General features: G+C 67.8%; 28 protein-coding genes and 1 pseudogene. 15 read left to right on the top strand and 14 right to left on the bottom strand.

Features of this window, described 5'->3' with window-relative positions:
- Positions 1-187 (bottom strand): annotated as a pseudogene (locus RJ03_RS24640) (AarF/ABC1/UbiB kinase family protein); the annotation flags it as partial.
- Positions 188-286: 99 nt separating this feature from the next.
- Positions 287-1,009, bottom strand: coding sequence for a TetR/AcrR family transcriptional regulator (locus RJ03_RS24635; RefSeq protein WP_036506045.1), 723 nt, complete (start codon positions 1,007-1,009; stop codon positions 287-289).
- 183 nt (positions 1,010-1,192) lie between these two features.
- On the opposite strand from RJ03_RS24635, the gene RJ03_RS24630 reads away from it, so the two are divergent.
- The 6 genes from RJ03_RS24630 (at position 1,193) to RJ03_RS24605 (ending at position 6,784) form a co-directional block, all read left to right on the top strand.
- Entirely contained in the window at positions 1,193-2,584 is a 1,392-nt protein-coding gene (locus RJ03_RS24630) for a DUF445 domain-containing protein (RefSeq protein ID WP_083871308.1), read from the top strand.
- A gap of 106 nt (positions 2,585-2,690) precedes the next feature.
- Complete coding sequence (locus RJ03_RS38510; protein ID WP_051025211.1) at positions 2,691-3,308, top strand: helix-turn-helix domain-containing protein; 618 nt, start codon at positions 2,691-2,693, stop codon at positions 3,306-3,308.
- Positions 3,305-3,985 carry a heparin-binding hemagglutinin gene (locus RJ03_RS24620; protein WP_036506043.1) on the top strand — a complete coding sequence of 227 codons (681 nt, stop codon included), beginning with the start codon at positions 3,305-3,307 and terminating at the stop codon, positions 3,983-3,985. Before RJ03_RS38510 ends, RJ03_RS24620 begins: the two co-directional genes overlap by 4 nt.
- A 117-nt stretch (positions 3,986-4,102) precedes the next feature.
- Positions 4,103-4,399, top strand: a complete 297-nt coding sequence (locus tag RJ03_RS24615; RefSeq protein ID WP_030516156.1) for a DUF2516 family protein — start codon at positions 4,103-4,105, stop codon at positions 4,397-4,399.
- 84 nt (positions 4,400-4,483) lie between these two features.
- Positions 4,484-5,512: an alpha/beta fold hydrolase gene (locus RJ03_RS24610; RefSeq protein WP_036506041.1), complete on the top strand. Its 1,029-nt coding sequence runs from the start codon at positions 4,484-4,486 to the stop codon at positions 5,510-5,512.
- Between the two features lie 255 nt (positions 5,513-5,767).
- Positions 5,768-6,784 (top strand): alpha/beta fold hydrolase, encoded by a 1,017-nt coding sequence (locus tag RJ03_RS24605; protein WP_036506039.1) that lies wholly within the window; start codon positions 5,768-5,770, stop codon positions 6,782-6,784.
- A gap of 218 nt (positions 6,785-7,002) precedes the next feature.
- Here the strand turns inward: RJ03_RS24605 and purU are convergent, their stop codons facing one another.
- Positions 7,003-7,890, bottom strand: coding sequence for a formyltetrahydrofolate deformylase (gene purU / locus RJ03_RS24600; protein ID WP_036506037.1), 888 nt, complete (start codon positions 7,888-7,890; stop codon positions 7,003-7,005).
- A 109-nt stretch (positions 7,891-7,999) separates the two neighbouring features.
- Between purU and deoC the strand changes: the two genes are divergently transcribed.
- Positions 8,000-8,674 carry a deoxyribose-phosphate aldolase gene (gene deoC / locus RJ03_RS24595; protein WP_036506096.1) on the top strand — a complete coding sequence of 225 codons (675 nt, stop codon included), beginning with the start codon at positions 8,000-8,002 and terminating at the stop codon, positions 8,672-8,674.
- Between the two features lie 8 nt (positions 8,675-8,682).
- Here deoC and RJ03_RS24590 read toward each other — a convergent pair whose 3' ends face one another.
- The gene (locus RJ03_RS24590) at positions 8,683-9,438 is read right to left on the bottom strand and encodes an LmeA family phospholipid-binding protein (RefSeq protein WP_083871307.1); all 756 of its coding nucleotides are present in this window, start codon (positions 9,436-9,438) and stop codon (positions 8,683-8,685) included.
- A 115-nt stretch (positions 9,439-9,553) separates the two neighbouring features.
- Here RJ03_RS24590 and RJ03_RS24585 point away from each other — a divergent pair, with 115 nt between their 5' ends.
- Positions 9,554-10,177 carry a type IV toxin-antitoxin system AbiEi family antitoxin gene (locus tag RJ03_RS24585; protein ID WP_036506035.1) on the top strand — a complete coding sequence of 208 codons (624 nt, stop codon included), beginning with the start codon at positions 9,554-9,556 and terminating at the stop codon, positions 10,175-10,177.
- A gap of 29 nt (positions 10,178-10,206) precedes the next feature.
- On the opposite strand, the gene RJ03_RS24580 is transcribed toward RJ03_RS24585, so the two are convergent.
- From RJ03_RS24580 to RJ03_RS24570, 3 genes are read right to left on the bottom strand one after another with little or no spacing between them, the layout of a single operon-like run.
- Positions 10,207-10,992: a hypothetical protein gene (locus tag RJ03_RS24580; RefSeq protein WP_036506033.1), complete on the bottom strand. Its 786-nt coding sequence runs from the start codon at positions 10,990-10,992 to the stop codon at positions 10,207-10,209.
- A gap of 35 nt (positions 10,993-11,027) precedes the next feature.
- Positions 11,028-11,543, bottom strand: coding sequence for a DUF2505 domain-containing protein (locus RJ03_RS24575; RefSeq protein ID WP_036506031.1), 516 nt, complete (start codon positions 11,541-11,543; stop codon positions 11,028-11,030).
- A 37-nt stretch (positions 11,544-11,580) separates the two neighbouring features.
- Entirely contained in the window at positions 11,581-12,066 is a 486-nt protein-coding gene (locus tag RJ03_RS24570) for a DUF2505 domain-containing protein (RefSeq protein ID WP_036506029.1), read from the bottom strand.
- 41 nt (positions 12,067-12,107) lie between these two features.
- Between RJ03_RS24570 and RJ03_RS24565 the strand changes: the two genes are divergently transcribed.
- Both RJ03_RS24565 and RJ03_RS24560 read left to right on the top strand, forming a co-directional pair.
- Positions 12,108-13,199 (top strand): UDP-N-acetylmuramate dehydrogenase, encoded by a 1,092-nt coding sequence (locus tag RJ03_RS24565; RefSeq protein WP_083871306.1) that lies wholly within the window; start codon positions 12,108-12,110, stop codon positions 13,197-13,199.
- A gap of 63 nt (positions 13,200-13,262) precedes the next feature.
- On the top strand, positions 13,263-14,510 hold the full coding sequence (locus RJ03_RS24560; RefSeq protein ID WP_036506027.1) for a L,D-transpeptidase: 1,248 nt from the start codon (positions 13,263-13,265) through the stop codon (positions 14,508-14,510).
- 16 nt (positions 14,511-14,526) lie between these two features.
- Here the strand turns inward: RJ03_RS24560 and RJ03_RS24555 are convergent, their stop codons facing one another.
- Positions 14,527-15,261: an SDR family NAD(P)-dependent oxidoreductase gene (locus RJ03_RS24555; protein WP_036506025.1), complete on the bottom strand. Its 735-nt coding sequence runs from the start codon at positions 15,259-15,261 to the stop codon at positions 14,527-14,529.
- Between the two features lie 58 nt (positions 15,262-15,319).
- On the opposite strand from RJ03_RS24555, the gene RJ03_RS24550 reads away from it, so the two are divergent.
- From RJ03_RS24550 to RJ03_RS24535, 4 genes are all read left to right on the top strand, one after another.
- On the top strand, positions 15,320-16,144 hold the full coding sequence (locus tag RJ03_RS24550; RefSeq protein WP_036506022.1) for an alpha/beta fold hydrolase: 825 nt from the start codon (positions 15,320-15,322) through the stop codon (positions 16,142-16,144).
- A 98-nt stretch (positions 16,145-16,242) separates the two neighbouring features.
- Complete coding sequence (gene mshA, locus RJ03_RS24545) at positions 16,243-17,595, top strand: D-inositol-3-phosphate glycosyltransferase (protein WP_036506020.1); 1,353 nt, start codon at positions 16,243-16,245, stop codon at positions 17,593-17,595.
- Entirely contained in the window at positions 17,592-18,095 is a 504-nt protein-coding gene (locus RJ03_RS24540; RefSeq protein WP_369974801.1) for a type III secretion system chaperone family protein, read from the top strand. The genes mshA and RJ03_RS24540 overlap by 4 nt, the downstream gene beginning before the upstream one ends.
- Positions 18,096-18,174: 79 nt before the next feature.
- Positions 18,175-19,137, top strand: coding sequence for an ROK family protein (locus RJ03_RS24535; RefSeq protein WP_036506018.1), 963 nt, complete (start codon positions 18,175-18,177; stop codon positions 19,135-19,137).
- Between the two features lie 58 nt (positions 19,138-19,195).
- Here the strand turns inward: RJ03_RS24535 and RJ03_RS24530 are convergent, their stop codons facing one another.
- From RJ03_RS24530 to RJ03_RS24510, 6 genes are all read right to left on the bottom strand, one after another.
- Positions 19,196-19,417 carry a DUF4287 domain-containing protein gene (locus RJ03_RS24530; protein ID WP_036506087.1) on the bottom strand — a complete coding sequence of 74 codons (222 nt, stop codon included), beginning with the start codon at positions 19,415-19,417 and terminating at the stop codon, positions 19,196-19,198.
- Positions 19,418-19,502: 85 nt separating this feature from the next.
- Positions 19,503-20,726, bottom strand: coding sequence for an FAD-dependent oxidoreductase (locus RJ03_RS24525; RefSeq protein WP_036506016.1), 1,224 nt, complete (start codon positions 20,724-20,726; stop codon positions 19,503-19,505).
- Positions 20,727-20,747: 21 nt separating this feature from the next.
- Positions 20,748-21,668 carry an alpha/beta fold hydrolase gene (locus tag RJ03_RS24520; protein WP_036506013.1) on the bottom strand — a complete coding sequence of 307 codons (921 nt, stop codon included), beginning with the start codon at positions 21,666-21,668 and terminating at the stop codon, positions 20,748-20,750.
- A 92-nt stretch (positions 21,669-21,760) separates the two neighbouring features.
- On the bottom strand, positions 21,761-22,867 hold the full coding sequence (locus RJ03_RS24515) for a YeiH family protein (RefSeq protein WP_036506085.1): 1,107 nt from the start codon (positions 22,865-22,867) through the stop codon (positions 21,761-21,763).
- 5 nt (positions 22,868-22,872) lie between these two features.
- The gene (locus tag RJ03_RS37825) at positions 22,873-23,034 is read right to left on the bottom strand and encodes a hypothetical protein (RefSeq protein WP_167332004.1); all 162 of its coding nucleotides are present in this window, start codon (positions 23,032-23,034) and stop codon (positions 22,873-22,875) included.
- Between the two features lie 114 nt (positions 23,035-23,148).
- Positions 23,149-23,685: an SLATT domain-containing protein gene (locus RJ03_RS24510; RefSeq protein ID WP_157163491.1), complete on the bottom strand. Its 537-nt coding sequence runs from the start codon at positions 23,683-23,685 to the stop codon at positions 23,149-23,151.
- A gap of 149 nt (positions 23,686-23,834) precedes the next feature.
- Between RJ03_RS24510 and RJ03_RS24505 the strand changes: the two genes are divergently transcribed.
- Positions 23,835-24,218, top strand: a complete 384-nt coding sequence (locus tag RJ03_RS24505; RefSeq protein ID WP_030516176.1) for a hypothetical protein — start codon at positions 23,835-23,837, stop codon at positions 24,216-24,218.
- The last annotated feature ends 30 nt before the right edge of the window (positions 24,219-24,248 follow it).

Raw genomic sequence — 24,248 nt, 5'->3', positions numbered from 1 at the left:
TGCCCAGCACCATGACCATCTGCTCGGTGGCGCGGATCATCGATTCCTCGGCCATCCGCTCGCGCACCGCTTCGGAGCGTCCGCGCATGGAACGGCGGGTCTTCTGCGCACGTAAGACGTTGCCTGCGACGGCCACACCCAGTTTCGTCCCCCGCGCCAGCCGCGACGTCGGCAGCTCTTTCGCCATTGATGACCTCCGTTGATGCCCCGCCTGGCCGGTCTTCAGCGTAACCAAGCGTGAGCCGTCGGCCCAGAGACGGCGAGCACGGATTCCTTCGCGGGCGAATCAGCCCAGGTCGGCCTCGGGAAGTTCGTGCGGCACGGCGTTGAACTTCTCCGGCGAACCACCCGCGCGGACCATGCCCTCGATGGCACTCCACACCATCATCGCCAGGTGGTCGAGCATGCGATCGGCCGACATCGAGCGATTGCTGATCCACCAGTCGGTGGCCAGCTGCACACCGCCGACGATGACGTAGGAATACAGCAGCACACCCTCGGTGTCGACGCCGCGATCCAAGGCCTTGGTCTGCACCACGACCGACACCACGTCGGCGAACAGCTTCTCGAAATCGGCGAGGCTGGACTTGTCGGTGGTCGAGCCGTTGCCCATGATGAAGCGGTAGACGTCGATATCGGCCTCGACGGTATGCACATAGGCGGCCAGAGTGTTGCGGACGAGCTGATATTCGTCGGCGTCGTCGCTGATCGCCTCGTAGATCCGCGGCATCAGCGTGGTCTCGATGAACCGCTCCATGGTGGCGCGGGTCAGATCGGACTTGTCCGAGAAGTAGCGGTACAGGACGGTTTTGGATACGCCGATCTCCGCGGCGATCTCGTCCATTCCGACATCGCCGCCGCGATTGCGGATAGCGGCGAGGGTGCCGTCGACGAGTTCTTCTCGGCGGTCGATCTTGTGCTGGTGCCAGCGCCGCTTGCGACCGTCCACCCGGCCGGGGCGCACCGCAGGGGTGTCGACGGCAGCGCTCGCGGCACGATGTGTGGTCATGCTCGAGGGGACTCCTGGATCCGGGGATATGGGCACCACCAGCTTAAGTCCTTCGCCGAGGTGATGTTCCCGGTTCGCCGAGCGGGCCCGCCCCCGGCGCGTGCCGTTCGGCCGAGACGGCGACGGACCGCGGGGTGAGCGGGCGCACGTCGGCGGCGCCGATATTCCAGCCAGAATGGGGATATGGAGCAATCTGCCGGCAGCGCCCCCGTCCTGGCGGAAGCGAACGCGCATCCCGATACCCGGGCGGGAGTGGGAAATACCACACGGTCCGGGAGCCGCGGTGCGCCGGAACCACCGTCGTCGTTCGCCGACCTGATGGACGAATCCGGGAAGAAACGCGATCTGCGCAAGATGAAGATGGTCGCGACCGGATTTCTGGCGGCGGCCACGGTCGTCTATCTGATCTGTTGCTGGCTCGGTTCGCGCGATATCGGCGGCAGCTGGGTCGGCTATGTGCGCGCGGCCTCGGAGGCCGGCATGGTCGGCGCGCTGGCGGACTGGTTCGCGGTCACCGCGCTGTTCCGGCATCCGCTCGGCCTGCCCATTCCGCACACCGCCATCATCCGCAAGAAGAAAGATCAACTCGGCACCAGCCTGGGCGATTTCGTGCGCACCAATTTCCTCTCGCCCGACACCGTGGCGACGAAGGTGAACTCGGCGCAGATCTCGTTGCGGCTGGGGACGTGGATGGCCGATCCCCGGCACGCCGCGCGGGTGTCGGAGGAGTCCTCGACCATTCTGCGGGCCGTGATCGGCGCGCTGCGCGACTCCGATGTCGAGCAGGTGATCGACCAGACCATCGTCAAGCGCATCGCCGAACCGCAGTGGGGGCCGCCGATCGGGCGGGTACTCGCCGAGCTGCTGGCCGAGAACCGGCAGGAGCCGCTGCTGGATCTGCTGGCCGAGCGCGCCCACCAGTGGGCGCTGGCGAGTCAGGAGACCCTGGACCGGATCGTCATGCGCGATGCCCCGTCGTGGGCACCGAAATTCGCCAATATCCTGCTGTCGGAGAAGATCTACCGGGAATTGGTGGAATTCACCTGGAAGATTCGCTCGCAGCCCGATCACGAGGTGCGATTGGCGGCGAACCGATTTCTCGAGGATTTCGCCCGCGATCTGCAGTACGACGAGGCGATGATCGCCAAGGCCGAGCGGGTGAAGACCGAGATCATGGGCCGCGAGGAAATTACCGGAATGGCGCGCGCGACCTGGCGTGCGGCCAAACGGATGATCCTGGAATCGGCCGACGATCCGGGCAGCACCTTGCGCCGCAAGATCTCGGAGAATGTACAGCAGTTGGGTCAGCGTCTGGTCGACGAACCCGAACTCACAAAACAAGTGGACGCTTGGGTTGAACGCGGTGTGAGATATCTCGTCGCCAACTACGGTTCCGAGATCGCGGCCCTGATCAGCGACACGGTTGCCCGGTGGGATGCCGATGAGGCGAGTCGCAAGATCGAATTGCAGGCGGGGCGCGATCTGCAATTCATCCGGATCAACGGCACCGTCGTCGGATCACTTGCCGGCCTGGCGATTTACGCCGTATCGCATTTACTGTTCCCAGGCTTCTGACAACCGCTGCCGGAAGTTTGCCGAAATAGTGCTAACAGGGGTGCTTGCAAGAGTTAGCACCCTCATTTAGAATCGACCGTACAACCGCCGGAAGGTGAGCAGTGTGATGGCACAGGAACCAGAGGTTTCTGATCGGAACACGGGGGAAACCGCAGAGACGTCTGCGGTTCCCGGAGACCGGGTGGGTCGCGTAGCCAACGCGGCGCACGACATCGGAGGCTTCATCCGGGCGCAGCGGGAGGCCGCTCAGGTCTCGTTGCGTCAGCTCGCACAGCTGGCGGGGGTGAGCAATCCGTACCTGAGTCAGATCGAGCGCGGATTGCGCAACCCGTCCGCCGAGGTACTCACGCAGATCGCCAAGGGTCTGCGCGTGTCTTCGGAGGTCTTGTACGTCCGGGCCGGCTACCTCGAACAGAGGGAGCACAGCCCGGTGCGGGACGCACTGCTGGCCGATACCGACATCACGGAGCGGCAGAAGCAGGTGCTCCTGGACATCTACGAGTCGTTCCGCCGCGAAAACGGTGGGAACGACGACGGAGGGAACGTCTCGGAATCCGTTCAGGGGGAATCCGAGGGGGGCGTTCCAGGGGGGAGCAGGGGCGGTGTGCCCGAGAGCCCGAGGGGCGGTGCACCCGAAAGCCCAAGGGACAACGAGGTTCCGCACCATGCCACCGATGGCAGTACTACCGAAATCTCGCCACGCCAGGAGAACGAACAACCATGACCCAGCCCAACGTCACTGTCACCAAGCCGATCTACGCGACCGTCGGAGCCGGTGACGCGCTCTACGCGGCGGTCAACGACATCGTCGACCGGGTCCGCGACCGCGCCGCCACCGTCGATGTGAACTCCCGCGTCGAGGAGGCTCGCGAGCGCCTGTCGAATCTGCCTGCCGATGTGCAGGACCAGATCGAGACGCTGCGCGGCCGCCTGACCGGACTGCCCTCCGAGCTGCCGGACGACCTCGCCGAACTGCGCGAGAAGTTCACCCCGGAGGAGCTGCGCAAGCTGGTCGACCAGTACTACCGCCAGCTGGTGGATCTGTACTCGGATCTGGCCGTGCGCGGTGAGGAGACCGTCGACCGGCTGCGTGCCAACCCCGGCTTCGACGAGCGTTTCGACAAGGTCGAGGGCATCTACACCGATGTCGTCACTCGCGCCGAGGACGTCCTGAACAAGGTGTCCGATCAGGCCCGTGGGTTTCTGGGCAAAGCGGCCGAGGAGGCCGACGAGGCCGCCGCGGTCGTCGACGCCGAGGTCGTCGCGGTGACCACCGAGGCCGCCGCCGAGGAGCCCACCCCGGCGAAGAAGGCCCCGGCGAAGAAGGCCCCCGCCAAGAAGGCGCCGGCCAAGCCCGCCACCACCACCGCCGCGAAGAAGACCACTCCGGCCAAGAAGTAATTCGGCCGCAGGAGAAAACCGGCCGAGGGGTAATCCGGAACCGTCACACGGATCCGGGTCGTACCGGATCCCGCAACGCCCGCATGCGCACTGCCGCATGCGGGCGTTGCTTCTATCATGGGTGCTGTGTACCAGCTGACTAGTGCAATCCTGTGGCTGCTCTGGCTCGCCGCGATGGCTGCGACCATCTTCGCGCTGGTGCACGCGATTCGGCAGCGTGCCGACGCGTTCACGGCCGTGGACAAGCTCACCAAACCCATCTGGGTCTCGATCCTCGCGGTCGCCCTCGGTTTCCTGCTGCTCGCCCGCACGCCGGTCGGATTGCTGGGGATCGCCGCGGTGATCGCCACGGGCATCTATCTGGCCGATGTGCGGCCGAAGGTCGACGAAATCCAGCGCGGTCCGCGCTGGTGAACCCACCGTCCCCGCGCTTGCACTAGCAAGCACCCACTCCTTCGGGTTACTGTATCGATCAGTAACACACAAAGGAGTGTTCTCATGCAGGCAACGTTGCCCAGCACGGTGGCGGGGATCGCGCAGCGTCTCCGCGGGCTGCTGTCCGCCCATCGCGCCGCCCTGCGCACCCGGTCCTACGACCTGCCCGCACTGAATCCGCCCGCGGTGCCGTGTGAGGTGACGACGGTGACCGCCTCCGACGGCGCCCGGCTGCGCGTGCACAGCTACGGTCCCGCCGACGGCGAGGCGATCGTGCTGGCGCACGGCTGGACCTGCTGCATCGAATACTGGAATCCCCAGATCAACGCCTTCGCCGGCGAATACCGCGTGATCGCCTACGACCAGCGCGGTCACGGCGAAAGCGAATCCGGCACCGCGCCGCTGTCCACCGACCTGCTGGCCGACGATCTCGCGGCCGTGCTGGACGCCACCCTGCGTCCCGGTCAGCGTGCGGTCCTGGTGGGGCACAGTCTCGGCGGGATGACCATTCAGGCCTGGGCCGGCCGGTATCCGCGCCAGGTCGCCGCGCGGGCCGATGCGGTGGTGCTGGCCAATACCGCCTCGGGCGACCTGATCGCCGAGACCACCGTGGTCCCGCGATTCAACCGGGGTCCGCTCGCGCTGCCGTTCCCGGTCGGTCGCCTCGGACTCGGCCTGCCGGTGGTGCTCCCGCCGATCGGGCCGGTGAAGTGGATCTTCCGCCGCCAGATCATGAGTCTGACGTCGACCGGCGAGGTGGTCGACTTCGCGCTGGCGATCGTGCGCTCGTGCCCGGCGATGGTGCGTTCGCGATTCGGTTTCCTCTTGGCCGAACTGGCCCTGCAGAGCTGTACCCGCTGCGTGACCGTGCCGACCACGGTGATCGCCGGTTCCGCGGACGATATGACGCCGCCGGTGCACTCCGAGCGCTTGGCCGAGGAGCTGCGCTCGGTCGGCGCGTTCCGCAAGCTGGTCGAACTGCCGACCGGCCACCTTGGCAACGTCGAGGCATACAAGGCGTTCAACGACGAACTCGCCGAGGTACTGGGTGAAACCTACGTCGCGCGGCGCCTGCGCGAGGCGACTGCTTAGCCGGTTCGGCAATCATGTGGCGAATTCGGCGTAGCACTTCCCTGGCGCCGAGCGATAGATGCGGGTAGTGGGACGTTGCGTCGGCGGACGTGAATGCCGTTGGGCGGAATGGGTATTCGGTCCATGCGGGGGTGTGAGCAGCGCTGATGGCCGGCTTGGCCGGACAAAAGTGCGAAACCGGAAATTCTTCGCTGCTTGCACTAGCAAGCACCGTTGCTAGCGCGGTAACGTGCGGTAGGACACAAAGGAGTGCTCATGCTGGTGAACCTGCCCGAGAACGTTGCCGATCTGCGGACCGGCATCGGCGCGCTGACCGGCGGATATCGCGCGAAGATGCGTTCGCGCACCTACCGCACGGCCGAGTTGAACTGCGCACCCGACCCCGAGGTCCTCTCGGTCACGACCACCGACGGTGCCCGGCTGCGCGTCCACGCGTACGGCCCGGCCGACGGCGATGTGATCGTCTTCGTGCACGGCTGGTCCTGCTGTCTCGAGTACTGGAACCCACAGATCAACGCCTTCGCCGGCGACTACCGCGTCATCGCGTTCGACCAGCGCGGACACGGCGACAGCACCTTGGGAACCGGCCGGTTCGACGCCGAACAGCTCGCCGACGATCTGTGCGCCGTCCTGGACGCGGCGGTGCCCGCGGGACGTAAGGCCGTGCTGGTGGGACACAGCATGGGCGGCATCACGATTCAGGCCTGGGCCAAATTCCACCCGGAACAGGTGGCGCAGCGCGCGAGCGCGGCCCTGCTGCTGACCACGACGGCGGGCGATATCGCCGCCGAAACGCGAGTGCTCCCCATCTTCAACGACATCGTCCCGGCACCCAACTGGCTGGGACGTGCCCTGTTCGGTCAGCCCGTGCCGTTCCCGGCCGGGGCCCCGGTGCGCGGAATCTTCAAGGCGCGCATCATGAATCGATATGCCACGGCGGACCAGGTGGATTTCGGCCTCTCGATCGTGCGCTCCTGCCGTCCGCTGGTGCGGGCGAAGTACGCCGTGGCGCTGATCGAACTCGAAATCCACGGCGCCGCAGCGAATCTGTGCATCCCCACCAGCGTCATGGCCGGCGCCTACGACAATCTGCTGCCGGAGAGTATGTCGCGCAAGATCGCCGACGAGCTCGCCGCGGCGGGAAATCTGGATCGCTATTCGGTCCTGGCCACCGGACATCTGGCGAATATCGAAGCGAGCGCGGAGTTCAACGCCGAACTGCGCCGATTGATCGAGGTCACTCGCTTCGGCCGCCGTGCGGTGGCGGGCTGAGCGCTCCGCGACGGCCCGCCGGGGCTGGACGTACTCGCGGCGCGGGTGCATCCTGGTGACCCACGTTCGGATCGGGACGTCGCCACCAGACCTGTCGTAGCGGAGCCGCACTGCCGGCTCCGCGCGGCGAGGACGGCAACACGATGCTGAATCGTGTTGTCCGCCAAGGCCGGTCAAGGGCGCCCGGTCTTGGCCCGCCGCGTGACGAGAAGGCCCCGCTAGGAGAAGACGACGGTGCGCCGCCCGTGCACCAGCACTCGCCCCTCCAGATGCCAGCGCAGTCCGCGCGCGAGCACCACCCGTTCGATGTCACGGCCCTGCCGGACCATGTCGCGCACGGTGTCGGCATGGTCGATGCGGCTGACGTCCTGTTCGATGATCGGTCCCGCATCCAGGTCGGCGGTGACGTAATGACAGGTCGCGCCGATCAGCTTCACGCCGCGCGCGAAGGCCTGATGGTAGGGGCGCGCCCCCACGAACGAGGGCAGGAAGCTGTGATGGATGTTCAGCGCCCGCCCGGCCCAGTGCTCGCACAGTTCGGCCGGCAGCACCTGCATGAACCGAGCCAGCACCACCGCGTGCGGATCGTGGGCGTCGGTGAGTTCGCGTACCTGCTCGAAGGCGGGGCCGCGTTCGGCCGGATCGGCGGGAAAGGGCACGTGGTGGAACGGAATACCGTGCGCGCGGGTCATCTCGCCCAGATCCGGATGGTTGCCGATCACCGCTTCGATGGTGGCCGGCAACTCACCGCTGGCGGCCCGCCCGAGCAGATCGTGCAGGCAGTGCCCGTCGCGGCTGACCAGCAGGACGGCGCGGCGGCGCCGCCCGGAATCCAGCAGTTGCCAGTCGGTCTGCGGGCCCAGTTCGGCGGCGACGACGGTGAACCGCTCGCGCAACTCGTCGATGCCGAACGGCACGGTCGCCGCCGCGATGGCCTGGCGGGTGAAGAACCAGCCGGTGTCGGGATCGGAGTGATAACCGGCCTCCACGATCGACCCGCCGAATTCGGCGATGAACGAAGTGATGCGGGCGATGATGCCCGGTCGGTCGGGACAGCCCAGGCTCAGGACGAAACGCCGATCATCGGCTGACACGGTGCCACTCATGCGCACGATCCTCGCAGGTCGCGCGCAGTTCGATCACGGCACCCGGGCGGCGGGCCGCAAAGCCGGTCCGGGGTGGTCGAATTCGCGTGCTGTGCCAGACTTGATCCTCATGTCCGACACCGCCCCCACCGCCTACACCCGTGCCCAGGTCGCCGCGATGATCGATCACACGCTGCTGGCCCCCGAGGCGACCGCCGCCGATGTCGCGAACACCATCGCCGAGGCTCGCGCCCTGGGCGTCTACGCGGTGTGCCTGTCGCCGTCGATGCTGCCGGTGACCGCTCCCGGGCTGGCCGTCGCCACGGTCGCTGGCTTCCCCTCGGGTAAACACCACTCCCTGGTGAAGGGCACCGAGGCTCGATTCGCGGTAGAGCAGGGCGCGGCCGAAGTCGACATGGTGATCGACGTCGGCGCGGCGATCGCGGGGGACTACAACGCGGTGCTCGCCGATATCGTCACCGTGCGCGAGGCGGTCGAGGACCGGGCGCTACTCAAGGTGATCATGGAATCCGCGGCGCTGTCCGACGCGGCGATCGTCGAGGTGTGCCGCGCCGCCGAACGCGCCGGCGCCGACTTCGTGAAGACCTCCACCGGATTCCACCCCGCGGGCGGAGCCGAGGTGCGAGCCGTCCGGTTGATGCACGAGACCGTGGGCGGGCGGCTCGGCATCAAGGCCAGCGGCGGCATTCGTACCGCCGCCGCGGCCGCCGAACTGATCGCCGCCGGTGCGACCCGGCTGGGGTTGTCCCGATCGGCGGATGTCCTCGCCGGTTTCCCGGAGTAGGCCCGCGATCAGCAGCGGATCTCCGTGTCGCCACCGCCCTGCAGGGTGGTCGGCCCGCCGCGCAACGACACCGAGATCCCGTTGTCGGTGACCTTCATGCTGGTCGGCTGCATACCCAGCGGGTAGTTCTGCAGGCTCTGCGTCATCGAACCGACGATGCTGTCGACCAGGTCGGTGGGCAGCCCCAGCCCGAGCAGTGACGCCGACTGCGTGCTGACCTCGATCTTGCCGTCGACGATGTGCGGCTGAACCTTCAGATCGGCGATCCCGCCCAGGACCTTCAGGTCCAGGGTGCCGCCGGCCGGATCCGATTCCACGCCGGAGACGAGACCGCTGAGGGTCTGGGCGATGCCCTCGTTGCTCCAGGTCGCGTCGGCGGAGCTGCTGCCGACCTTCGCGCCGCCCCGCCCGCCGTCGAGCAGGGTGATGTCGTTGAGCTTGGCGTGCACCTTCATGTCCACGGCCGGGCCGAACTTGGCGTCGTCGCTGTCGACGGTGATGTATTGGACCTTGTGGTCGACAGCGGTGAACAGCAACGGCTTCGGCCCGAATCCCACATCGACCTTCGATCCCAGCTCCTTCTCGACCTGGGAGGCCATGCACTGCTGATTCTTGTGCCGCAGATAGGTTTCGGCGCCCGCCGCGGTGCCGACCAGTGCGAGCAGCACGACGAGTCCGACGATCAGTGCTATGCGCCGCCCGTTGCGGCGTCGGGGTTCACCCGCCGGTGCGGGAGCGGGTACCGCGGTGTCCGGAGTGGTCATGGCAACCGATTCTTCCCGAGCTTTCTGAGCCCGCTCTGTGGAGCCTGTGAGGCTTGTCATGCAGAGGCATGCCGATTGTGACATGAGGCACATCGGTCCGGCGTAATCTGGTCCCATGTCCGCGCACGATGCAGAGGATGCCGCGGCTGCGCGCCGACCGGGGGATTCCGAGCAAGGGTGGTGGGTGCTGCGCCAGCTCGCCGACCGGCACGCCGGATACTTCACCACGCGCATCGTGTTGCGGGCCGGATGCGAGCACCGGATCCGCGGCGCCCTCTCCGACGGTTCGGTGATCCGCGTCGGCCTCGGCATCCTGCGGATGGCCGATTGGCCGGACGGTCCACTCGACGAATACGCCATGTGGGCGGCCTGGTTCGACGGCGCCGCCGCCGTCTCCCACCACAGTGCCGCCGAACTGCACGGCCTGGGCCGGCTGCGCCCGCGCTTCCTGCACCTGTCCGTAAGTGCGGGCCGCCCGCCCGCGGCGCCCCGGCTGGTGGTCCTGCGCCGCGAGCTGCACCGCGATGATGTGGAATCGGCCGGTGCGTTCCTGGTGACCACACCCGTGCGGACCGTCCTCGATCTCGCCGAGACCGGGATCGGTCAGGGTGCGCTGGACGAGGTGGTCGCCGACGCGGTCGCCATCCATCGCTGCATTCCGCACGAAATCGCTTCGGCGAGTGCGGGTTTGGCGCCGCACGCGGCCGCGCGGGTGCGCCGGGCCCTCGCCGCGGCATAGGGCGCACCGTCGTCCGAAGACCTTCCGATTCAACCGGGCCGCACGCACTCCCACGGCACCGAGAGCACACAGTCACGCATCCGGCGGCGATAGTTCCGCACCGGAAAACCCTGCTCCCGCAACAGTTGCGCCGCCGCCCGCCAGCGCACGCGCGGACCGTACACCGCCATCGGCGCGGCATGCGACCACGCGCGATCGGCGGCGGTCAGCAGTGTGTGCACGCGTTCGCCGCGAATATTGCGGTGGATCAACGCCTTCGGCAGGCGTTCGGCGATATCGGAGGGTTTGTCGACGGTGAACGGATCCCAGGCCAGCGTCAGCGAGATCGGTCCCTCGCGGTCGAGCAGAATCCACGCGCAGCGGCGGCCCAGTTCGTCGCAGGTGCCTTCGAGCAGGAGTCCCTCGGGCGCCGATCCGCCGAGTATGGTCGCCCACGCCCCCGCGACCTCGCTCTCGTCGTATTGCCGCAGCACGTTGAACGCCCGCACCAGCACCGGTCGCAGGCCCGCGAGTTCGAATCCGCCGCGGGCGAAGCGCACGCCGTCGCGATCGGGAACGACGCGGGCGGGATCGATCTCCAGACCGACCACACGCATGTCGCCGCGAACGCGGCGTAGCCGGGCCGCCAACTCCAGCGTGGTCACCGGACTCGCCCCGTAGCCCAGATCGACCACCAGCGGGTCCGCGGCCGACCGCAGCCGCCGCACCACCAGCGGGTCGTGGGTCAGCCAGCGGTCGCTGCGGCGCAGCCGATTGATTCCGGTGGTTCCGCGCGTGATGGCGCCCACCGGGGCGGTCCGGGCTCGAGATGTCATCGCGGTGACGCGGGCGTGCGGTGGAACAACGAGATTCAGACCGTCGGGCGCTGCTCTTCCAGCCACTGCTGGGTGAATTCGGCTTCGGCGCGGAACAGGTCCACCAGGTTGACCAGCATCATCTGCTCGAGTTTGGGGCCCAGCATCGGAATGAAGACCTTCGCCACAGGTGAGGTGCGCAGGGTGCAGCCGGTCTCGGTGGGAAACAATCGCACGGTGCCGGTCAGCGTGCCCGGACCGGCCGGAACCGAGGCGCTGAACTCGCCCTCGACCTCGGGGCCGAACGGTCCGTAGCTCTCCTTGCGAGTGATCACGAGATCCTTGCGCATCACGGTCTGCGCGATTTCGGGCAGCATGTCGCGCGGCAGGATGTGCCGGAGTTCGAGTTCGATACCGTCTCCGTCGGCCTGCAGGTGGACCACCTCGTTCGGCGAGTGCTTGCGCATCTCCTCCATCCGCGCATCCCAGTAGGCACGGTTGGACAGCGCCGCGTACACCTCTTCGGTGGTGTGCAGCGGATAGCGAGCGGAATAGTCCAGTCGGCGGGCCATGGGGGACCAGGGTACTGGTCCCCGGCGCGGGCCCGGATCAGTGGTTGGTGATCCAGGTGTTGGTGAAGTCGGTCTCCGAGGCCAGCAGTTCCAGCAGTTTCTCGGCCACCACGGCCTCGATCTTCTTGCCGAACAACGGGATCGTCACCTCGACCGAGCCGTCGACGACGGCCTGGGAGGCGGTGGCGGAACCGGTCAGGGTGACCGTGCCGCGCACCTTCGCGGGCGCACCCTCGACGTGGGCTTCGAAAACGCCGGACAGGCCCTCGTAGTTCTCGGTACGCGGGATGATCAGATCGCCCGGGCGCACCGAGGTGATGGCGGGGGGCAGTTCGGAGGCGGGGATGGTCTGCACCATCTCCACGCGGAGCCGATCACCGTCGGCCGAGAAGGAGTCCAGCCGCGCACCGGGCCCGCCGACCTCCGCGATGCGGTCCTTCCAGTACTGCTCGTCGGCGAGCGCAGCACGCACCGCCGCGGCGGGGTGCGCGTAGTGAGCCGTGTACGCCAGGGGTGTCGCCATGGTGTGACACGCTACCGTCTTTCGATGTGCAGACATCTCGAGTGGTGGCATTCGACAACGTGCGTGAGTTGCTGAGCGCGACCGGCGCGCGGGTGCGCGAATCGGTGCCGCTGGCCCAGCTGACCACGCTGCGGGTCGGCGGACCCGCGACGGTCGCCGAATGTCGCACCACGGAGGCACTCGTCGAGACGGTGCGCACCCTCGACACCGCGGGCGTTCCGGTGTTGCTGGTCGCCGGTGGTTCCAATCTGCTGATCGCCGACAGCGGGTTCGCCGGCGTGGTCGTTCGCATCGCCACCGATGCGGTCGAACTCGGATCCGGCAGCGTGACGGCCGAGGCGGGCGCGGACTGGGACGGTGTGGTCGCCGCGACGGTGGCGGCCGGATTCGGCGGACTCGAGTGCCTGTCCGGAATTCCGGGTTCTGCCGGTGCGACGCCGGTGCAGAACGTCGGCGCCTACGGCGTCGAGGTGGCCCAGGTGCTGCGCCGGATTCGGCTGCTGGATCGCGTGAGCGGCGAAATCCGCTGGGCCGCACCGCAGGAACTCGGCTTCGGTTACCGCACCTCCGTGCTCAAGCATTCCGATCGAGCGGTGGTGCTGGCGGTGGAGTTCGCGGTGAATCCGGACGGTGCCAGCGCGCCGCTGCGATACGGCGAACTGGCCCGCGCCTTCGACGCCACCGACGGCGAGTCCCGTCCCGCCGCGGCCGTGCGCGAGGCGGTGCTCGCACTGCGGGCCGGTAAGGGCATGGTGCTCGATCCGGCCGACCACGACACCTGGAGTGCCGGTTCGTTCTTCACCAACCCCGTCGTGGCGCAGGATCGGGCGCCGGCCGTCCTCGACGCGATCCGGGCACATGTGGGAGATATCACTATTCCGACCTATGCCGCCGAGGGCGGGGTGAAATTCTCCGCGGGCTGGCTGATCGAACGGGCGGGTTTCGGTAAGGGTTTCCCAGGTCCGGAGGCTCCCGTCCGGTTGTCGACGAAACATACGCTCGCCCTGACCAACAGGGGTTCTGCCCGCGCGGCGGACCTGGTGGACCTGGCACGCACCGTGCGGGCGGGCGTCGAACAGCGCTTCGGAATCAGGCTGGAACCCGAACCGGTGACCGTCGGGCTCGAGCTCTAGGGGTGGCGGGCGCCACGTCGCGAACGGGCCGGGCTGTCGGAGGGGCGCGGTAAATTCGCGGAAGTGAACATTCGAGGAATTGCCGGCCGCCGGGCCGTACTGGCCGGGGCCGGCCAGCTGGCTGTGGCCGCGCTGGTGGCCGGATGTTCGGGCAGTGGCGGGGGCGGTTCGTCCGCGCCGAAGGAGTCCGGCCCGGTCGCGAAGCTGACATTCGAGCCCGGCGGCGGTGCCGCCGACGTGAACCCGGTCGCACCCGTCTCGGTGACGGTCGCCAGCGGCCGCATCGACCGGGTCGCGCTGACCAATCCGGACGGTAAGCAGGTCACCGGCACCCTGTCGCCCGACAAGAGCAGTTTCACGGTCACCGAGCCGCTCGGTTACGGCGTCACCTACACCTGGTCGGGCACGGCGGTCGGCACCGACAACAAGCCCGTGTCGATCGAGTCGAAATTCACCACCCTCGCCCCCAAGCAGACCGTGTCGGCCACCATCAACATCGGCGACGGTCAGGAGGTCGGCATCGCCGCGCCGATCATCCTGCAGTTCAAGAAGCACGTCGAGAACAAGGAAGCGGTCGAGAAGGCGCTGACTGTGACGACCACCCCGGCAGCCGAGGGAGGCTGGGCCTGGCTGCCGGACGAGAACGGTGGCTCCCGCGCGCACTGGCGTCCGCGCAACTATTGGGCGCCCGGCACGGCGGTGACCTTCGCGGCCAAGCTGTACGGCCTGGACCTGGGCGGCGGCGCCTACGGCAACTCGGATCTGTCCTCGCAGTTCACCATCGGCCGCAGCCAGATCGTGAAGGGGTACGCACCCAGCCACCGGGTGCAGGTGATCCGCGACGGGTCCACGCTGTTCGACTTCGCGTGCAGTTACGGCGAGGGCAACGAGGCGCGCAATGTGACGCGTTCGGGTATCCACGTGGTGACCGAGAAGTACGAAGACTTCCTGATGTCGAATCCGCCGTTCTACACCAACGTTCGCGAACGCTGGGCGGTACGCATCTCCAACAACGGCGAATTCATCCACGCGAACCCGGAATCGGCGTCCGCGCAAGGTAATACCAACGTCACCAACGGCTGCATCAACCTGAGCACCAGCGACGCCCAGCAGTACTTCCCGACGGCCATGTACGGCGACCCGGTCGAGGTCACCGGCACATCGATCGCCCTGTCCGCCGCCGACGGCGACCTCTACGACTGGACCATCGACTGGGACACCTGGAAGACCATGTCGGCGATCCAGGGCGAGCCCGCACCGGTGGTCTCGGCGACTCCGGTGGCGCCGGGACCGGTTCGCGGCGGGAGCTAGCGCTCACCGCCCCGGCTCAGCTGCGGCGGGCGAAGCGGCCGGCGTCGGCTTGGTCGCGCGGCTTCACCACGATGGTGTCGAGGTTGACATGCGGTGGGCGGCTGGCGACGAAGCCGATGATCTCGGCGATGTCGGTGGCGAACAGCGGGTCGATGCCCTCGTAGACCTTGGCCGCGCGCTCGGTGTCGCCGCCGAACCGGACCAGGGAGAATTCGGTTTCGACCGCGCCCGGCGCGATTTCGGTGAGCCGCACCGGCTTGCCCAGCAGTTCGCCGCGCAGCGTGCGGTGCAGGACGGCCTGCGCGTGTTTGGCCGAGGTGTAGCCGGCGCCGTTGTCGTAGGGCTGCAGGGCGGCGACCGAGGTGACGGTGACGATCAGTCCGTCACCGGAGTCGATCAGTTTCGGCAGCAGCGCCTTGGTCACCCGCAGCGTGCCCAGCACGTTGGTCTCCCACATCCACCGCCAGTCGTCGAGATCGGCCTCGGTGACCGGTGCCAGCCCCTTGGCTCCGCCGGCGTTGTTGACCAGCACGTCGGCGCGTTCGACCGCATCGGTGAACAGGCGCACCGACGACTCGTCGGTGACATCCAATTCGATTGCGGTACCGCCGATTTCGTCGGCCAGCGCCTGCAGCCGATCCATCCGGCGCGCCCCCACGTAGACGTGATGGCCCTGTTTGGCGAGCTCGCGGGCGGTGGCCTCACCGATTCCCGAGCTCGCTCCGGTGACGACGGCATGACGGGTGCTCATGGGAACCGAGCCTAGCGTGCGGGCATTGCCGGAATTCCGGCCCGTTAGCCTGGCGAGCATGGCGATTCGGGAAGTGGTCAGCGCGGACGGAACCAATATCGTGTATCAGGTCTCCGGACCCGAACAGGGACGTCCGCTGGTGTTGCTGCACGGGTGGGCCGGCACGTTGCGGTGCTGGGGTCGTGCGGCGGAGATTCTGGCCGAGACGTTCCGGGTGATCGCCGTCGATCTGCGCGGACACGGCTACTCCGGTGCGCCCGAGGCCGGCTACGACGATCCGAAGAACTGGGCGGCCGACGTCGCCGCGGTGCTGGCCGCCGAAGACATCACGGCCGGTGCGGTGCTGCTGGGCTGGTCCTACGGCGGCATCGTGCTCAGCGATTATCTGACCGCGTACGGCACCGGCGCTCTGGCCGGGGTGGTGTACTGCGGATCGCAGGCCGGTATCGGCCGGGGCGTCGAGGGTGCCCAGCCCGGGCCGGCGATGCAGAAGGCCGTTCCCGACGTGTTCGAGGAGAGCGCCGGCCGGGCGATGCGTGGATTCGCCGCCTTCGGCAACGCCAACACCGGGCCGGGCCGGGACAAGGGCGAGGACGCCCAGCGCCTGTTCGGCGGCAGCCTCGCGACCCCGCCGCGGGTTCGCAAGGCGCTGTTCTACCGCACCGTCGACAACACCGAGACCCTGCGCGACCTGGACGTTCCGGTCTTCGTCATGCACGGCACCGCCGACCCGGTGGTCCCCGTCGAGAACGGCCGCTACATCGCCGAACAGGCCCCCGAGTCGCGCACCTCGTTCTGGGACGACGCCCAGCACGGCCTGTTCGTCGAGGACCCCCAGCGCTTCGCCGATGAACTGACCGAATTCGTTGCGTCGCTGCGGTGATCCCGCGCACACCCACCTCCCAGCGGTGGGTGTGACTACGCTCACTCGAGCCTCGCGCGCGTAACGGTTGACGCGTCGAGGCGTGCACACTGGAGTGTGTGAGTTATCGCCCGGATCAACGTCCGCATCGGATCGCGGTGTTGTCGGTGCACACCTCTCCACTCGCGCAGCCGGGTACCGGCGATGCGGGCGGGATGAACGTCTACGTGCTGCAGTCGGCGCTCCAGCTGGCTCGCCGCGGCGTGGAGGTGGAGATCTTCACGCGGGCGACGTCCTCCAACGACGAGCCGGTGGTCGAGGCCGCGCCGGGGGTGCTGGTGCGGCATGTGGTGGCGGGACCGTTCGAGGGGCTGGACAAGCACGATCTGCCGACTCAGCTGTGTCCGTTCGCGGCGGAGGTGTTGCGTCAGGAGGCCCGGCAGCTGCCCGGCTACTACGACCTGATTCATTCGCACTACTGGCTGTCGGGGCAGGTGGGCTGGCTGGCCCGGGATCGGTGGCGGGTGCCGCTGGTGCATACCGCGCACACGCTGGCCGCGGTGAAGAACGCATTCCTGGCCGAGGGGGATTCACCGGAACCGCTGTCGCGGGTGGTGGGTGAGAAGCAGATCATCGCCGAATCGGATCGGCTGGTCGCCAATACCGCGGAGGAGGCCCGCCAGCTCGTCGAGCTGTACGGCGCCGAATCCGGGCGCATCGACGTGGTGCCGCCGGGTGCGGATCTGTCCCGCTATCGACCCGGAGACCGGGCGGCCGCGCGCGCCGAATTCGGTATCGAGCCGGACGAGCAGGTGGTGGCCTTCGTCGGCCGGATCCAGCCGCTCAAGGCTCCCGATGTGCTCGTGTTCGCGGCGGCCGAGGTGCTGCGCGCCGAACCCGAGCGCAAGCTACGCGTGCTCATCGTGGGCGGGCCCTCGGGGACGGGTCTGGATCGTCCGGACGCGTTGATCGAGTTGGCCGCCACGCTCGGCATCTCGGATCGGGTGACGTTCCTGCCGCCGCAGCCGCCCCATCGTCTGGTGCAGGTGTACCGGGCCGCGGATATGGTCGCGGTGCCGAGTTACAACGAGTCGTTCGGCCTGGTCGCCATCGAGGCGCAGGCCAGTGGCACGCCGGTGCTGGCCGCCGACGTCGGCGGGTTGAGTACGGCTGTGCGAGACGGTGTTTCGGGCATGTTGGTGTCGGGCCACCGGGCCGACGAGTGGGCGGCGGCCCTGCGCGGCCTGCTCGACGATCCGGAACGGCTGCGGCGGATGGGCGCGGCCGCGGTGGATCATGCGGCCGGCTTCTCCTGGGAACACACGGCCGACGGTTTGCTCGACTGCTACGGCGAGGCGTTGGCCGGACATCGGGGTGTGCGTTCGCGAATGCCGGGTACGTTGCTGACAGAGGGCAGTCAAGCCAGGTCGCGGGCGCTGTGGCGGCGCCGGATGGGAGTGGTACGCCGGTGAGTGACACCATCGCGCAGACCGCGCAGCTGATCGACGACACCGTGCGTGAGCGCGAGATCGACTACACCCGCGAGGGCCGGGACACCTTCGTCGTGGTGCTGCCCGGTGAGCGCAAGCTGAAGACGACGGTCATGCTGACGGTCGGCAAGCACGGCGTGCGCGTCGAATGCTTCGTCTGCCGCAAGCCCGACGAGAACTTCGAGGGCGTCTACAAGTACCTGCTGCGCCGCAACCGCCGCCTCTACGGTGTCGCCTACACCCTGGACCGGGTCGGCGACATCTATCTGGTCGGCCGTATCGCGACCCATGCCGTGACCCCGGACGAACTGGACCGCGTCTTCGGTCAGATCCTGGAGGCGGTCGACGGCGACTTCAACGTGCTGCTGGAGCTCGGCTTCGCGGAATCCATTCGGCGCGAATGGAAATGGCGTGTCTCGCGTGGCGAATCGCTGAAGAACCTGCGGGCGTTCGAGCATCTGGTCGACACCGAGGAGTCCTGAGGACCGTCCGCCCCGCCCGATGTCCGGCGCCGGGTACCGTGCATCCGATCGGGTGATGCGCTGAGGAGGCGGTGGCGAGATGGGCGTGCTGGCTGTGGATATCGGCGCGACGAAACTCGCCGCGGCCGTCGCGACGGCGCCGATCGAGGCAGTTCCGTACGACGACCCCGCATTGCGACCCCGTTCGCTGTCCCTGTTGCGGCACATGCGCCGGGTCGACGTGCCTTCCCGGGGAGCCTGGGATGCCTGCCGCGAGCTGCTGCGGCAGGTGGTAGCTGCCGCATCGGCCGACGACACCTGTGGCACCGGCGAATTCGAGGTGACCTCGATCGGGATCGCCGCCGCCGGCCCGGTGGATGTCGGTGCCGGTAGCACCGCGCCCTTGAACATTCCCGAGTGGCGTGACGGCTTCCCGATCGTCGCCGCGGTGCGAGAATTGTTCCCCGAGGCCGATATTCGATTCGCGATCGATGGCGCGGCCTTGGCATTGGCGGAGTATCGCGTCGGTGGTTTACGCGGTGTCCGTTCCGGATTGGCGATGACGGTCTCCTCCGGAATCGGCGGCGGGATCGTCAGCGACGGCCGAGTTCTCGTGGGCCGCACCGGAAATGCCGGGCACGTCGGCCATGTCGTGGTACCGGGCTGGGATGTGCCGTGTGCCTGCGGCGGTGTCGGATGTGTGGAGGCCGTCGCGAGTGGCATGTCCTCGGTCCGGTGGGCACGCGCACAGGGCTGGACGGGAACGACCGGGATGGAACTGGCGCGCTCCGCCGGAGCGGGTGACGCCGTCGCCGCGGCGGCGCTGTCGCGCGCGGGGACAGCTCTGGGACAAGCCATTTCGTCTGCCGCCGCGATGCTCGACATCGACCGTGTCGTGATCGGTGGCGGTTTCGCCGAATCCGGCGCCCCGCTGTGGGATCCGCTGCGGGCGGCGGTGGTGAAACATGCCGGCCTCGGCTTCATCCGTAAACTTCGTGTCCTGAAATCTCCGATCACGGACGGAGCCACGCTGGTGGGCGCGGCGGCTCTCGCGACCGATTGAGGACGAGGGCCGGTTCGACGGCCGGCGCCTGCGCGCTGTCGGGCCGAGCCCGTGCTGCCTACCCGTTGTCGATGTTGCGCACATGGGCGACGAGCGCGTTCGCATGCCCGTGCCCCAGCCCGTGCTCGCTCTTCAACCAGGCGACCAGCTCCATATGCTTGGTCGGCTCCGACCCGCGAACGACCTCGAACCACTCCTCGACGGGCCGGCCGTACTTCTTCTCGATGGCGGGGAAGTAGGACGCCGGACCCTTCACCGCTGCGGTGCTCTGTTCGCTCATGTTCATGTGGACGGTATCGATCGGCGGAACTCATCCGCATCGGAAAGTGATGTGCGACACATGCTCTCTGTGAGGCGGGCGGCGCCTACCCGAGGGCACTGCTGTTCCGGACATTCGGCGGGTAGTCGTCCACGGTCATGGAGTTGTAGACCCGGGCGCTCGTGGTGGTGAGCCGGAGGAAGGTGCGGGCGGCGCCGGTGGGCAGGGCGGAGAGCAGGCGAGTGGCCTGCACCAGTCCGGTGACACCGAGGCGGGAGGACGGAATCAGCGTTTTCGCCGCGCTCGAGGCGACCGCACGGCTGTCGCGTATGTGATCTGCCATCGCGTGTTCGTAGGCGGGGAAGGCTCGTTCGTAATCGCCGCCCGCCCGGGCCAGTTCACCGGCGAGTACGTAGGCGCCGACGACGGCGAGGGTGGTGCTGCCGCCGACGGCCGGGCCGGGGCAGTAACCCGCATCGCCGACGAGTGTCACCCGGCCACGCGACCAGCTGCCCATCCGCAGCTGGGCGATGGAGTCGAAATAGAACGCCGGGCTGTGGTCGAGTTCGTCCAGCCATTGCCACACCTCGGGATCGAAGTCGCGGAAGGCGTTGCGCAGCAGAGCCTTCTGCCGCGGTATGTCGCGATGGTGACAGTCGAGTTCGCGCTCGCTGCGGAACAGGAACAGCGCTCGGGCGTCGCCGAGGTGACGCGCGCCGTACATGCCGGCGGTGCGCCCGACGCCGACGTGGATGTGGAGTTCACGGTCCAGGCCGGAGTCGGGCAGCGTCAGCACCGCGAGATAGGCGCCCGCGAACACACGGAAGCGGGACTCCTCGCCGAAGACCAGGCGGCGCACGGTCGAATGCAGTCCGTCCGCGCCGACCACCAGGTCGAAGCGGCGGGGTGCGGCGTGGTCGAACCGCACCTCGCCCTCGGTGGAGATCGAGGTGACCGAATCGCCGAAGAGATATTCGACGTCGTCGCGGGTGGCGTCGTAGTAGATCTCGCTCAGATCGTCGCGCATGATCTCGGCGTGCCGATCCGAGGTGGCGCCGAAGATCTTGGCGAGATCCACCCGTACGGGACCGCGCCCGCCCTCTGGGTGCAGAACCATCCGGCTGGTTCCGGTGGCGCGCTCCTCGATCCGAGGCAGCACGCCCATCTTTTCCGAGATGTCCATCGCGGGCCGGAACAGGTCCACGGCGTGACCGCCCGTCTTGCGCGGTGCCGGCACGCGTTCGACGACCGTCACGGAGTAGCCGTGGCGGGTGAGCCAGTACGCGAGCACCGATCCGGCGATACCGGCGCCGGAGACGAGAATTCGCATCGAATCGTCCGATCGTGTGGCTCAGTACTTTTCGGCGAAGTCGCGCAGGAGTTCTCCGGTGGGGCCGGGCTCCTCGATCATCGGGCTGTGCCCGCAGTCGAGCGATTCGATCCGCACTCCGGGCACGCTCCGATAGTCCTGGAACGATGCCGCCGGCCAGCGGTGGTCCCGGGAGCCGTAGAGCACCAGGCTCGGCAGCCCGAGATCGGCGAGGCGGTCCGGTTCCCGGCGTTCCCGCAGATAGACGTCCGACGCGTCGGAGGTCGCGGTGATACTGCGGTAGGTCATGCCGTGGAAGTCGTCCACGAGCTGCTGCGGGATCGCGACGTCGCGAGTGAACGCGCTGCTCATGGCGTATCGAATGGCGGCATCCGGGAGCAGGGGCCACAGCGGTTGCCCGATCTGCGGGACGAACAGCAGGTTGCCGAGTGGGCCGTTGTCGGTGAAGGCGTCCAGGCGCGACCCGGTGCTGATCAGTCCGATCGCGCTCACCAGGTCGCGGCGCTGAGCGGCGAGTTCGGTCGCCACGTACCCGCCGGTGGAGTGCCCGACGGCGATCGCGCTCCGCACGCCGAGGCGGTCGAGGACCGCTCCGACGCGATGTCCCTGCTCGGCCATGCTGTAACCGCTGTCCGGTTTGGCCGACCGGCCGTGGCCGAGCAGGTCGACGCGCACCACGTAGAAGTCCGCCAGCGCGGGCAGGACCGGATCCCACCACGAGACCGAGCCGCCGGACCCGTGGATCAGCACCACCGCCCGCGCGCTCGGCGCCCCGCTGGTGACGACGTGGATATCGCCATCCGGTAGCCGCACCATCCGGTCCACGGAATCGTCCGGTGCGGCCGTCGCGACCCCTGCGGTATTCCCGACGAGCAGTGCGGTGAGCGCGGTGACCAGCAGCACCATCGCGCGTTTCGCTCGGCCGGCAGCGGCAGTTTCCATATCTCCTCCTGAGGACGATGGCGAATGCCATGACTGTCCCGGAGGACGCGGGTGCGCGTCTTGTAGAAATGTCGGCCGCTACCGGCTGTCCGTCAGTCGACCACGCCCCAGTGCAACACCCGGACGGTGAACAGCACCAGTCCCAGCGACACCGTCGCGACCACTACCAGGCCGACCACCGCCACCGCCAGGGGCCGCCATCCGCTGCGCCCCAATTCCCGGAAATCGGTGTTGAGACCGACGCCGGCGAAGGTGAGCAGGAAGGCCCATTTCGACAGGTTGGCCAGGTTGGCCAATTGCGCCTTGTCGATCCAGTGGGCGGTCGCCAGCGCGGAGACCGCCAGGAAGCCGAGGACGAACTTCGGGAACTTCGCCCACACGAAGGCAGCCTTGGCGCGCAGACCGGGCGCGATGGTGTCGGCCTCACCGCGGGAAGCCCAGTACAGGCCGAAGCCCAGGACCACGAATCCGATGAGCGCGTTGCGGGTCGATTTCACCAGCACCGCCAGTTTGCCTGCGGCGTCGGAGTAGGCGTAGCCGGTCGCGGTGGTTTCGGCGGTGTTGTCCACGGCCAGACCCGCCCAGAGGCCGAATTCGTGATCGGTCAGCCCCAGGCCGTGGCCGATCGCGGGAAGCGTGAACAGTGATACCGCGCCCAGTGTCAGGATCGCCGCGATGGCATAACCGACGTCAGCATTGCGGGCCCGGATGGCTCCGCGCGCGGCCACGATCGCCGAGACGCCGCAGATCGAGGTGCCCACGGCCAGTAGCGATCCCAGCTTGCCGGACAGGCCGAGCAGCCGTGCCACGGTGAGAATGATCGCGCCCGCCACCGTCATATCGATGAGGATCAGCACGAAGCTGGTGCCACCCAGTTTCGCGACATCCCCGAGGACGAAACGGGATCCCAGCGCCACGATGCCGGCCTTCAACCAGAATTCGTAGGTGCCGATACCGGGCTTGAAAATCCGGTGCACCCCAACGGTATTGGCGATGATCAATCCGAAGACGATGGCCCACAGGACGTATTCGATATCGGGGAAGCGCCAGTGGTGAGCGTGGACGAAGTCGTTCACCCGGATCTGGGTGTACTTGCCGAGCAAGCCGACCGCCACCAGCAGCGCGATGCCCGGCAGATAGGCCAGAGCGCCGCGCAGGTTCACCGATTCCTCTGTCGCGGTTGTCGTTTCGGTTGCCATGGCGATCACCACGGAATCTTCGGCAGGGCGTCGGCGACGGCGAGCAGCACGAACACGCCCGCGACGATCACCGCCCACCAGTCGACGCCGATCCGCCGGAAGACGGAAGGTTCCGGGGCCGATGCCCCCGAACCTTCCCGGTCGGGTACCACACCCGGTTCGCTCATGGCCGACTCCCTCATAGCCGTCGATCGCGGTGACTTCTGCGATCAGGCGTCATCATGAGCGCCGTCGAGTCGGCGGGAAAGTAATCGAATCAACAAGATTCGAGAAGGACGGGTCTAGCGTTCCTTGCCCGTGTCGGTGACTTCGCGCGCCAGCGGCTGGGTTCGGCGCATGGAGGTCCACGCTTCCAGATCTTCGGCGAGGATCGCGTTGAGTTCGATCATCGCCTCGCGGGCGAGCAGGTCGCGATCCTCGTGCTGGGCTCGCCGCAGTTCGACGCCGCGCAGCAAGGTCTGGAGCTGGCCGATGATGACACTGCGCTGGATCCACATCTCCCGATGGCGATAGAGACCGTCCCAGGCGGTGACCACGCCGATCGATGCCGCGAGTCCCGTGCTGAGCAGGCCGATCCACGGCGCCTGGAAGACCGCCACCGCGGTACCGAGCACGGCGATGACACCGTTGGCGACGGCGGTCCATACGACCACCCGTTTGGCCCGGGTCTTGACGACCAGGCGGGAGCGTTCGTACTCGTTCCGGTAATAGATCAGGTAGTGCAGGCTCACGGTCAGGGCGTCGGCGTCGCTGGGCGGCGAAGGGGGGCTGTGCAGCCCCGAGGAGTGACTTCCGCGCGTATTTCTCGACAGTCGCATGGAACAGGGAGGTCCTAGCGGGAGTGCGGTGCTGGGTTGATATGGAGGTGGATAAGGTAGCAGAAGTGGTTGCATTTGGGTGGCATTTTCAGCTACACTGATCTCACCGCCGTGTTGCGGCAGGCTCGTGCACTGGAGGGTTGAGACCGATGACCGTTGCGAACGCTCTCGCCATCACCAGTCATGTCGATACGGCCAAGCTGCGTCCGGCGGAGCTCGCGCGACAGCTCGTCCAGCATCTGGGTCCGACCCTGGTGGCGTTGATCGCCGGTGTCCGAGACCGCAAGCTGCCGCACAAGTGGTCCCATGCCGAAGGTCCGACGCCCAGGGATGCCGCCCTGGCTCGCCTGCAGGTCGCGCATCGGTGCTGGATCATCCTGGCGACCGCCGAGGACAGTGATGTGGCGCGGTCGTGGTTCATCGGAGCCAATCCGCGACTGGGCGAGGAGTCGCCCGCCCTGGCCATCCGTGCGGACCGATTCCGCGAGACCATCGCTGCCGCAGTGGCATTCGTCGACGGCTCGGACAACTGACTCGGTCGACCGGGGCGCGCGGTGAAGCCC

The sequence above is a fragment of the Nocardia aobensis NBRC 100429 genome (genome assembly GCF_000308375.1).
GTDB lineage: Bacteria > Actinomycetota > Actinomycetes > Mycobacteriales > Mycobacteriaceae > Nocardia > Nocardia aobensis.
This window is presented reverse-complemented; position numbering and strand designations above follow the sequence as displayed.

What these genes read in the sequence shown, in the direction of transcription:
- RJ03_RS24635 (WP_036506045.1), bottom strand. Translation starts at nt 1,009, where the DNA reads ATGACCACACATCGTGCCGCGAGCGCTGCCGTCGACACCCCTGCGGTG.
- RJ03_RS24630 (WP_083871308.1), top strand. Translation starts at nt 1,193, where the DNA reads ATGGAGCAATCTGCCGGCAGCGCCCCCGTCCTGGCGGAAGCGAACGCG.
- RJ03_RS38510 (WP_051025211.1), top strand. Translation starts at nt 2,691, where the DNA reads ATGGCACAGGAACCAGAGGTTTCTGATCGGAACACGGGGGAAACCGCA.
- RJ03_RS24620 (WP_036506043.1), top strand. Translation starts at nt 3,305, where the DNA reads ATGACCCAGCCCAACGTCACTGTCACCAAGCCGATCTACGCGACCGTC.
- RJ03_RS24615 (WP_030516156.1), top strand. Translation starts at nt 4,103, where the DNA reads ATGGGTGCTGTGTACCAGCTGACTAGTGCAATCCTGTGGCTGCTCTGG.
- RJ03_RS24610 (WP_036506041.1), top strand. Translation starts at nt 4,484, where the DNA reads ATGCAGGCAACGTTGCCCAGCACGGTGGCGGGGATCGCGCAGCGTCTC.
- RJ03_RS24605 (WP_036506039.1), top strand. Translation starts at nt 5,768, where the DNA reads ATGCTGGTGAACCTGCCCGAGAACGTTGCCGATCTGCGGACCGGCATC.
- purU (WP_036506037.1), bottom strand. Translation starts at nt 7,890, where the DNA reads ATGAGTGGCACCGTGTCAGCCGATGATCGGCGTTTCGTCCTGAGCCTG.
- deoC (WP_036506096.1), top strand. Translation starts at nt 8,000, where the DNA reads ATGTCCGACACCGCCCCCACCGCCTACACCCGTGCCCAGGTCGCCGCG.
- RJ03_RS24590 (WP_083871307.1), bottom strand. Translation starts at nt 9,438, where the DNA reads ATGACCACTCCGGACACCGCGGTACCCGCTCCCGCACCGGCGGGTGAA.
- RJ03_RS24585 (WP_036506035.1), top strand. Translation starts at nt 9,554, where the DNA reads ATGTCCGCGCACGATGCAGAGGATGCCGCGGCTGCGCGCCGACCGGGG.
- RJ03_RS24580 (WP_036506033.1), bottom strand. Translation starts at nt 10,992, where the DNA reads ATGACATCTCGAGCCCGGACCGCCCCGGTGGGCGCCATCACGCGCGGA.
- RJ03_RS24575 (WP_036506031.1), bottom strand. Translation starts at nt 11,543, where the DNA reads ATGGCCCGCCGACTGGACTATTCCGCTCGCTATCCGCTGCACACCACC.
- RJ03_RS24570 (WP_036506029.1), bottom strand. Translation starts at nt 12,066, where the DNA reads ATGGCGACACCCCTGGCGTACACGGCTCACTACGCGCACCCCGCCGCG.
- RJ03_RS24555 (WP_036506025.1), bottom strand. Translation starts at nt 15,261, where the DNA reads ATGAGCACCCGTCATGCCGTCGTCACCGGAGCGAGCTCGGGAATCGGT.
- RJ03_RS24550 (WP_036506022.1), top strand. Translation starts at nt 15,320, where the DNA reads ATGGCGATTCGGGAAGTGGTCAGCGCGGACGGAACCAATATCGTGTAT.
- RJ03_RS24535 (WP_036506018.1), top strand. Translation starts at nt 18,175, where the DNA reads ATGGGCGTGCTGGCTGTGGATATCGGCGCGACGAAACTCGCCGCGGCC.
- RJ03_RS24530 (WP_036506087.1), bottom strand. Translation starts at nt 19,417, where the DNA reads ATGAGCGAACAGAGCACCGCAGCGGTGAAGGGTCCGGCGTCCTACTTC.
- RJ03_RS24525 (WP_036506016.1), bottom strand. Translation starts at nt 20,726, where the DNA reads ATGCGAATTCTCGTCTCCGGCGCCGGTATCGCCGGATCGGTGCTCGCG.
- RJ03_RS24520 (WP_036506013.1), bottom strand. Translation starts at nt 21,668, where the DNA reads ATGGAAACTGCCGCTGCCGGCCGAGCGAAACGCGCGATGGTGCTGCTG.
- RJ03_RS24515 (WP_036506085.1), bottom strand. Translation starts at nt 22,867, where the DNA reads ATGGCAACCGAAACGACAACCGCGACAGAGGAATCGGTGAACCTGCGC.
- RJ03_RS37825 (WP_167332004.1), bottom strand. Translation starts at nt 23,034, where the DNA reads ATGAGCGAACCGGGTGTGGTACCCGACCGGGAAGGTTCGGGGGCATCG.
- RJ03_RS24510 (WP_157163491.1), bottom strand. Translation starts at nt 23,685, where the DNA reads ATGCGACTGTCGAGAAATACGCGCGGAAGTCACTCCTCGGGGCTGCAC.
- RJ03_RS24505 (WP_030516176.1), top strand. Translation starts at nt 23,835, where the DNA reads ATGACCGTTGCGAACGCTCTCGCCATCACCAGTCATGTCGATACGGCC.